Source organism: Mesorhizobium sp. M2A.F.Ca.ET.039.01.1.1, assembly GCF_003998035.1.
Lineage (GTDB): Bacteria > Pseudomonadota > Alphaproteobacteria > Rhizobiales > Rhizobiaceae > Mesorhizobium.
In genome coordinates this window covers 24,578-33,322 of sequence record NZ_RZRY01000011.1, presented here as the reverse complement: position 1 = coordinate 33,322, position 8,745 = coordinate 24,578, and the positions used below count along the sequence as shown (strand labels likewise).

Below are 8,745 nucleotides of genomic sequence, written 5' to 3'. Positions count from 1 at the left end.
ATGGGATACCTTGGGATATGCGGGGGCATTGAGATAACGACTATTGCCGATATTCCATCCAAGGGCACCGGACTTGGATCATCGAGCGCTTTTACGGTTGGCCTTCTGCACGCGCTGAACGCGTTTCGGGGGCAATATGTCTCGAAGGCAAAGCTCGGCGCCGATAGTTGTTGCATCGAGATCGAACTTTGTGGCGCGCCCATTGGAAGGCAGGATCAATACGCCGCCGCCTTCGGCGGATTGAATCTCATCGAGTTTCACCGCGATGACAGCGTTTCGGTGTCACCGCTCATATGCCCGCGTGATTTCATCGCTTCGATCGAGAAGCAAGTTCTCATGTTCTACACCGGCATTACGCGCAGTGCTTCGGACATTCTCGTGCGACAGTCGGAGTGCATCGCAAGAGCTCCGGACAAGCGCAAAGCGCTCAGGCGGATGGTCGGGCTCACCTATCAGCTTCGTGATGAGCTGCATCGATGCAACCTCGACGCCTTCGGCGAAATCCTCCACGAGAACTGGCTCTTAAAAAAGAGCCTCTCTGAGGAAATCACGAACGATGCAATCGATCACTGGTACCAGACCGCGATGCGGGCGGGTGCCACGGGCGGCAAGCTGCTGGGAGCAGGTGCAGGAGGTTTTCTCATGTTCTTCGCACCTCTCGATCGCCACGACGCAATCAAAGCGGCCCTTAGGGACCTGAAGCACTTCCCTGTCAAGTTCGACTTCGCCGGGAGCCGCATCGTTCACTATCAACCGACATCGGAGTCCATCCAATGAAGCATTTTGGCGGCAGTACTCAATCAACCGACATCGGAGCCCGCCCAATAAAAAATCTTGGCGGCAGTGCTCAAGCCTATTTCAAGAAACTCGAGATCGTCCTGGCTTCATTGGACCACGAAAGCATCGATAATGCAGTGGCCTTGGTCGCGCAGGCACAGGAGGATGGCAAGCAGATAATCACGCTTGGAAATGGTGGCAGTTCGCTCACGGCGCTGCATTTCATCACGGACTGGAACAAGAGCATCTATCTTTCCACGAAGCGCCCGTTTCGTGGCCGGACGCTGATCGACAATGTGGGCCTTACGTTTGCATACGCGAACGATGTTTCTTTCCAGGATGTGTTCGTCGAGCAGCTAAAGAACATCCTGAACGAGGGCGACTTGGTCATCGCGATTTCGGGAAGCGGAAATTCGGAAAACGTTCTGCGTGCCGTTCGATACGCCAATGATCATGCCGCAGTTACGCTAGGGCTTTGCGGATATGGCGGAGGAACGCTCAGGCAGATCGCCCAACATGTGGTTTGGGTCAATGTGAATGACATGCAAATTGCGGAGGACATACATTCCATGTTCGGGCATGTCGTCATGCAGCGTCTTTGTCTTGCGGGTACACAAAAGTGGAGCGATCGGCGAGAGCGGCGCAGCGCTGCTGGCGGCTTCAATGCAAATCCAGCTGGCGCCGAGACGAGCTGGCAATCCTGATCGAGAACAAGCGATGCAGCATTATCGGCTCTACGTTCTGGACGACCGCGGCCAGTTCAAGGGCGGCATCAACCTTACCTGCATAGACGACGTTGCGGCGAAAGAGCAGGCCAGGCTGTTAGCAGATGGCCACGAAGTGGAGCTTTGGCGACTCGTTGCGCGGTTCAAATCTGACAATCCGCGGAGCCGTCCCGCGGCGACGAAGCGCATGCGCGCCGTGGCGCCACGCTCCAGCCATTTCAACAAGGTACCCAAGCATTCGCACTCTCCCCTTGGATGCGGTTGCGCGTCTTGGCGCTGCTCAGATCTTGATAATATGATCCCGATTCAGGCACTTTGGCATTGCGATTGAACGGCTGCGCGGCGCTGTAGAGACCGCGCTCGATCACGATACCAGCCAGCGGATGACGCGGGCATTGCGGCTGCGTGGCTAGCGACGTGACGCAGTGACATTTATAGAGACTGGAACGTGGTCAACGCCTTAACGGCTGAGCTCGGCCAAGCACATCGGCGCGCAAATGGTGGTCGAACATCCGGCCGGGTGCGACAACAGGCTCGAAGGCTCGTCAGCGATGCGCCATCGCAAGACATCCCACCCATCCCTTTCGACTACCTCAAATGCGAACGACCCGCGCGAGCCAACGGGCACCCAAAGCGACCGCAACATTTAAACCGACAGATACGATCGTGGCAGGCCATCTGGGAGGGTGCCCCGGCGCGGTCCGTTGATCACTTTCCATATTAGAACGTGTTAATAAGTTACATTAGGAATGTGTTAACAATCACCCGCCGAGCCTCATTCTCGCCGCAAATCGTAGTATGGTCGCCTGTGTCATATACATCGTCTTCGAATAATTTACGCAGGTACAAGACGGTGTCTGAGCAAGTTTAAATGCGGAAATGCCTGTGTTTACTTAGGGGTGCGGGCGGAATGAGAACAAAAAAGACGCAATGAACTAAGGGACTACTGTGCTTATACTTAATAGCAAGCTCGGCGGCGCGCCCGCCGGGAGACATGCGGTCGACTTCAATTCGGCTGCGGCTCAAATCGTTGAAAGCCTTGTGCGCGTTGGCAGCGACACCGTACACGGGTTCAGGGGCGAGAACCTGACAAGCATTCCCGTCGACAAGACTCGTCTTCGATGGTGAAATCAACGTTGAGCCCGCTCGACATCAGTGTCTGGGGCGAAGACACCCAAATCTCCGCTACTTTGTAATCAGTCGCGTTGCCTATGCGAGTTTGAAATCAGTTCTCGTAGCCCAGCTACGAGTTTGAAATCAGTTCGCGTTGCCTAGCTGCGCGTGCGACGTCTCACGCACTTTGGCGATGCGCGGCAGTGAATTTTTTTCAACGCCCAAGAAGGATCACGGAATGACTCTTTCCGCACCAACAGGCTTTGCCTCGAGCGACCTCGTCTATGAGGAAAACTTCTCCGGCACGGCGCTCGACAGCGATTGGCATACCTATATCACCAGCAATGCCGCCAACGGCTGGGCCTGGAATAGCAATGGGTCGGGAGGAAGCACGCCGGGCGGCCCATATAATGCCGACTATGATATGCCGAGCCAGGTGTCGGTGAGCAACGGGACCTTGGATCTCACGGCGATCAAACAGCCCATCAGCGGCATAAATCAGGGTGGGGTGGCACAGACATTCCCGATCACGTCCGGCGCCGTCAGCAGCTACGGCAACTTCGAATTCAACGGCGGCTACCTTCAGATCAGCATGAAGGCGCCGAGCGGCGGAGGCGCATGGCCAGGCCTCTGGCTGATGCCCGGCGACGGCGCGGGCAGCAGCGGCGACAATTTCGAGCTCGATATACAGGAGGGTGGATTTACCGGTTCTGGGCCGGCGGACAACAATTTCTCCTGGCACCTCCACGGACCGTCAGGGTGGGTCGGCGACACCATCGACAGCGGCATCAACCTCACGGGCGGCTTCCACACCTACGGCATCAACTGGGTGCCTGGTGAATCGATCACCTGGTATCTGGACGGGCAACAAATGGCGCAAGTGACCAGCGCACAGGTCGCGATCCCGGATGAACCGATGCAATTGATGATGAACATGGGGGTCGCGAATTCGAACGCGAGCGGATGGCATACGGCTCTGGATGGTTCGACCCCATCGTCGATGCAAATGCAGATCGACGGGGTTCAGCTTTATCAGAAGGCGGGCAGCGGCGACACCGTCACGGGTGCCAACGTCGCTCCCTCGACGACGTCATCGATCCAGACCCCTACGACAGCACCAACCACCCCAACGACCTCGACGACTCCAACCACCCCAACGAGACCAACCACCCCGTCAGTGATCGCGCCGGTCCTCACCATCGCCGACCCAACGCTCGACGTGAACGGGCTGGGCGGTACGGTCGACCTCGGGGTCAAGGTGACAACGACCGACCCCAACGATCTCGTGACCGTGATGGTGACGGGCTTGCCTAAGTACGAGACGATCACCGACAAACTCGACGGCAAGACGTTCAGTGGCAAGAGTATCACCTTGACGGCCGCGCAGGTCGACAGCGGATTGACGCTGCAATCGAACTACAGGGGCGCGGCTCATCCGGTTGCGACACTCACGCTGACGGCAACGGCGAAGGATCCGGCCACAGGCGCCGTCTCGACAGCCTCGCCGCAGACCATCGCCGTAACGGATCCTCGGCCTGCCGCCACCACGACTTCGCCGCGGGTGATCGCCCAGACGGATCATGAGCATGCTCCCGCTAGGTCGCTAGCGTCCTTGTCAACCCGGCGCTTTGCTTGGCTGAACGAGCACAGGGACTTGGTCGCCGGCACCGCTAAGACCTTGGCGTCGCAAAACATTACTATGGCGGATCATCCGCTTGCGTCCGGCACGAGTAGAGCGTCCCTCGCAAGCCAGAGTTTTGCGCTGCTGAACCAGTACCTGGCCGGCAACTCTGGCCACGTCGATCACGGTCAGATCGTGGCGTCCTTGTCGAATGGAACCAACTGGAATCACGACTCGTACCTGACCAGACCGCAACATTGATCGCCTCCGCACCCAGGGGCTCCAGCGCCTGGGTGCGGCACCGTCAAGTTTGTGAATCTGAGAAGGAACATCGAACGCGGACGCGTATCCGCGAAGGGTTAAGCCAGAATGGCGATGCAGAACGAGAATGCCCACGCCGCAGACTTTGGACTTCGAGCCCTGGCTCTGTTCCTTCGCTTTCATGGCGTGAACGTTAAGCCCGACCAGATCCGCGATCGCTGTGGCGGCGGCGGTGCAATCGGCATCCGCGCGATGCTTCGTTGCGCCCGCGAGTTCGGGCTCAAGGTCGGTTCGCGCAAGACACAGTGGAAACAACTTGCGGATATCCGGTTGCCCGGCATCGCTTCACTGCATGATGGTGGATTTCTGCTTCTCGGAAAGGTCAGCGACAAAGGCGCGGTTGTGCTGCATCCACCCTCTTCAAATGCGAAGCTGATCACGCGAGCGGAATTCGAAGCAATGTGGGACGGCCGTTTGATCTTGGCTGGATCACAGAACGTCGCGCAGCGGGCGCTCCATGCCCTTATTGGCCGTGGGCGTGATCTGGTACGGCGCGCCAGCAGTACCTTGATGCGTGTTCGTTTCGCCGATCGACGCGATGAGGCCGCCCAGACGGCGGGCACTGCGTCTGAGTGCGGCGATGACCCAAGGCTCGTCGCCTTGGCGATATTGCTGCGTTGCCATGGCATCGCGGCCGAGCCGGACCAAATTCGGCATCGCATGGGCGCGGCGCGAGTGGGCGTTACCGAAGTGCTGCGCTGTGCAAAAGATTTCGGACTCAAGGCTCGGGCACAGAGGACGAGCTGGAATCGGCTTGCGGTTACTCCGCTGCCGGGAATCGCCGTGCTTCGGGACGGTGGATTCCTGATCCTCGGCAAAGTCGTCGACGACAAGCTCCTCGTTCAGCGCCCATCGTCGCCGCAACCCATTACAATGAGCCAGGCCGAACTTGAGTCCATCTGGGACGGCGATATCATCCTGATGACCCGGCGCGCTGCCCTTACGGACCTGTCCCGGCGGTTTGACATCGGCTGGTTTCTCGGCGCGGTCCACAAATATCGCCATCTTCTCGGCGAAGTGCTGATCGCGTCATTCTTCCTTCAGGTCTTTGCCCTCATCTCGCCCCTGTTCTTCCAGGTGGTCATCGACAAGGTGCTCGTGCATCGAAGCATGAGCACGCTCGACGTCCTGGTCGCGGGCCTTATCGCGCTGACCGTTTTCGAAACTGTTCTCGGCACGCTGCGCGTCTATCTGTTCGCGCACACGACGAACCGCATCGACGTCGAGCTCGGCGCCCGGCTGTTTCGTCACCTGATGGCGTTGCCGATCGCATATTTCCAGACACGCCGCGTCGGGGATTCAGTCGCACGCGTCCGCGAGCTCGAGAATATCCGGCAGTTCCTGACGAGCTCGGCGCTCACGCTTGTCATTGATCTCGTCTTCACCGTCGTTTTCCTTGCGGTGATGTTCTATTACACAACTCCGTTGACTCTGATCGTCCTGTCGTCGTTCCCATTCTACATCGGCATTTCTGCGGGAGCTGCGCCGCTGTTTCGCCGGCGCCTCGATGAGAAGTTCGATCGCGGCTCGGAGAATCAAGCTTTTCTGGTCGAGACCGTGACGGGCGTCGAGACGCTGAAGGCCATGGCGGTCGAGCCGCAGATGCAGCGCCGCTGGGAGGAGCAGCTCGCCGCCTATGTGACCGCAAGCTTCCGCGTGCTCAGCCTGAACAATACTGCGAGCCAGGCGGTGCAGATGATCAACAAGCTGGTCGTCGCCGCAACCCTTTACTTCGGCGCCAAGCTCGTGATCGGCGGCGACCTGACCGTCGGCGAGCTCGTCGCATTCAATATGCTGGCCGGGCGCGTGAGCATGCCGGTGCTGCGGCTCGCGCAGATCTGGCAGGATTTCCATCAGGCCCGCCTGTCGATCGATCGCCTTGGCGATATCCTCAACACCATTCCCGAGCCAAGCTTCAATCCTGGCCGCGCCGCATTGCCGGCAATCCGCGGGCAGGTGACATTCGAGCATGCGACTTTCCGCTACCGGGTCGACGGCCCCGAGGTGCTGCACGATGTCTCGTTCAGCGTCGAGCCCGGTCAGGTTATCGGCATCGTGGGCTCCTCGGGGTCAGGCAAGAGCACCGTCGCCAAGCTGATACAGCGGCTCTATGTGCCGGAGAGCGGACGCGTGCTGGTCGATGGCGTCGATCTGGCGATGGTCGACCTAACCTGGCTTCGACGCCAGATAGGTGTCGTCTTGCAAGAGAACGTGCTCTTCAACCGATCCATTCGCGAGAACATCGCGCTCGCTGATCCGGCTATGCCGATGGACCGCGTCATTGCAGCGGCATCGCTGGCCGGCGCTCACGACTTCATCCTCGAGCTGCCGGAGGGATATGACACCATCGTGGGCGAACGCGGCAGCAGTCTTTCCGGCGGGCAGCGCCAGCGTGTCGCAATCGCTCGGGCACTCATTGCCGATCCGCGCATCCTTATCCTCGATGAGGCGACCAGCGCCCTGGACTACGAAAGCGAGCGCGCCATTCAGCAGAACATGAAACGAATCTCTGCAGGCCGAACCGTCTTCGTCATCGCTCATCGGCTCTCGACCGTGCGCCACGCGAACCGGATCATCACGATAGAGCATGGCCGTATCGTCGAGGATGGTACCCATGATGACCTGATCCGCTCGAACGGGCGTTACGCAAACCTCCACTATCTGCAGGCTGGCATCCATGAAGTCCGCTAGCCGAAACATCGTCCCATTTCCGAGAGCCCAAGTTCGCCGCCACGAGCACGAAGTAGCGTTCCTGCCGGCAGCGCTCGAAATCACCGAAACGCCACCGTCGCCGATCGGTCGCGCGATCGCGGCGAGTATCGTCGCAGTCTTCTGCGTCACGCTGATTTGGGCGTCGTTAGGCAGCATCGATATCGTCGCAACGGCGACGGGCAAGATCGTGCCAGACGGGCGCACCAAGCTGATTCAGCCGTTCGAGACGGGCATTGTCCGCGCCATCAATATACGCGATGGACAGAACGTGAAGGCCGGTGACGTGCTGATCGAGCTCGACCCGACCATGACGGAAGCCGACCAGCAGCGCCAGAGAAGTGATCTCCTTTCGGCCGAACTCGACGTCGCCCGGCTGCGCGCCGCGCTCGCCGAGGATCCACTTGCGGCCTTCCGGCCGCCGCAGGGCGCGAGCGCAGTGGACATCGAGATGCATCGTCAGTTTCTGATCAGTCAGGTCGCCGAACAGAACGCCAAGCTCGCGGAGATCGAGCGCCAGCAGAATCAGAGAGAAGCGGAACGATCAACGACCTTGGCAAGCGTCGCGAAGCTCCAGGCTACAACACCGGTGCTGCAGGAGCGAGTCGATATTCGCAAAAAGCTCGTCGACAACGCGCTTGCTTCGAAGGTCGACTATCTCTCCGAGTATCAGGAGTTGGTCGGCCTTCAGCAGGATCTCAACCTGCAGCAGAGCCGGCTGCGCGAAGCCGATGCAGCCATCGCGGTGCTAAGGGAAACGAGAGAAAAGACCGTCGCGGAGTATCGGCGCGCGACCTATGACGCACTCGCGAAAGCCGACCAAAGGGTTGAGAGTGCCGAGCAGGAGGAGACCAAGGCAGAGCAGCGCACGAAGTTCCAACGATTGACCGCGCCGGTCGACGGCGTCGTACAACAACTCGCCGTTCACACGATAGGAGGCGTGGTCACGCCTGCTCAGCCGCTGGCCGTGGTGGTTCCGAGCGAGAGCCATCTCGAAATCGAGGCCATGCTCTCCAACCGAGATATCGGATTCGTCCACCCGGGACAGAAGACAGAAATCAAGGTCGACACATTCAACTTCACCCGCTACGGGCTTCTTCATGGAGAAGTGCTCAGCGTGTCACCGGACGCCATACCTCGCGAGAGGCAGAGCGGTTCGAACGACCGCGCATCGGGCGCAGAGCAGAGCGACAGTGAGCCGAGGGGTCAGGAACTGGAATATGCCGCGCGCGTTTCGCTTGACCGTGCGTACATGCAGGTGGACGACAAGCTCGTCAAGCTCAGTCCGGGCATGGCGGTGACGATCGAGATCAAGACTGGCGCGCGCAGTATCATTGGCTACTTTCTCTCGCCGCTGGCGAAATACAAACACGAAGCGCTGCGAGACCGTTAAGAAAGCGCACGAGACATCCTTGCGGCCGTCGCAGGGGTGCTTCAATAGGATGGGGGCAAACCGGGGCATTCGGACTACCCCAATTC

General features: G+C 59.4%; 6 protein-coding genes. All 6 read left to right on the top strand.

Annotation, left to right across the window (positions count from 1 at the left end):
* Positions 1–777: GHMP kinase (locus tag EOA24_RS02530; RefSeq protein ID WP_127409547.1), on the top strand; the 777-nt coding region annotated here is incomplete at its 5' end.
* Positions 774–1,481 (top strand): SIS domain-containing protein, encoded by a 708-nt coding sequence (locus EOA24_RS02525; RefSeq protein WP_126079492.1) that lies wholly within the window; start codon positions 774–776, stop codon positions 1,479–1,481. The genes EOA24_RS02530 and EOA24_RS02525, both read left to right, overlap by 4 nt.
* A complete protein-coding gene (locus EOA24_RS02520; RefSeq protein ID WP_126079493.1) occupies positions 1,441–1,833 on the top strand; it encodes a hypothetical protein in 393 nt (130 codons plus the stop codon). The genes EOA24_RS02525 and EOA24_RS02520 overlap by 41 nt, the downstream gene beginning before the upstream one ends.
* 1,020 nt (positions 1,834–2,853) lie before the next feature.
* On the top strand, positions 2,854–4,497 hold the full coding sequence (locus tag EOA24_RS02515; RefSeq protein ID WP_189343271.1) for a glycoside hydrolase family 16 protein: 1,644 nt from the start codon (positions 2,854–2,856) through the stop codon (positions 4,495–4,497).
* Between the two features lie 108 nt (positions 4,498–4,605).
* Positions 4,606–7,248 carry a type I secretion system permease/ATPase gene (locus EOA24_RS02510; RefSeq protein WP_189343272.1) on the top strand — a complete coding sequence of 881 codons (2,643 nt, stop codon included), beginning with the start codon at positions 4,606–4,608 and terminating at the stop codon, positions 7,246–7,248.
* A complete protein-coding gene (locus EOA24_RS02505) occupies positions 7,235–8,659 on the top strand; it encodes an HlyD family type I secretion periplasmic adaptor subunit (RefSeq protein WP_126079495.1) in 1,425 nt (474 codons plus the stop codon). The genes EOA24_RS02510 and EOA24_RS02505 overlap by 14 nt, the downstream gene beginning before the upstream one ends.
* Positions 8,660–8,745: the final 86 nt, after the last annotated feature.

Bases quoted from the DNA above. Each gene is read 5' to 3' on its own strand.
- EOA24_RS02525 (WP_126079492.1), top strand. From the start codon at position 774: ATGAAGCATTTTGGCGGCAGTACTCAATCAACCGACATCGGAGCCCGC.
- EOA24_RS02520 (WP_126079493.1), top strand. From the start codon at position 1,441: ATGCAAATCCAGCTGGCGCCGAGACGAGCTGGCAATCCTGATCGAGAA.
- EOA24_RS02515 (WP_189343271.1), top strand. From the start codon at position 2,854: ATGACTCTTTCCGCACCAACAGGCTTTGCCTCGAGCGACCTCGTCTAT.
- EOA24_RS02510 (WP_189343272.1), top strand. From the start codon at position 4,606: ATGGCGATGCAGAACGAGAATGCCCACGCCGCAGACTTTGGACTTCGA.
- EOA24_RS02505 (WP_126079495.1), top strand. From the start codon at position 7,235: ATGAAGTCCGCTAGCCGAAACATCGTCCCATTTCCGAGAGCCCAAGTT.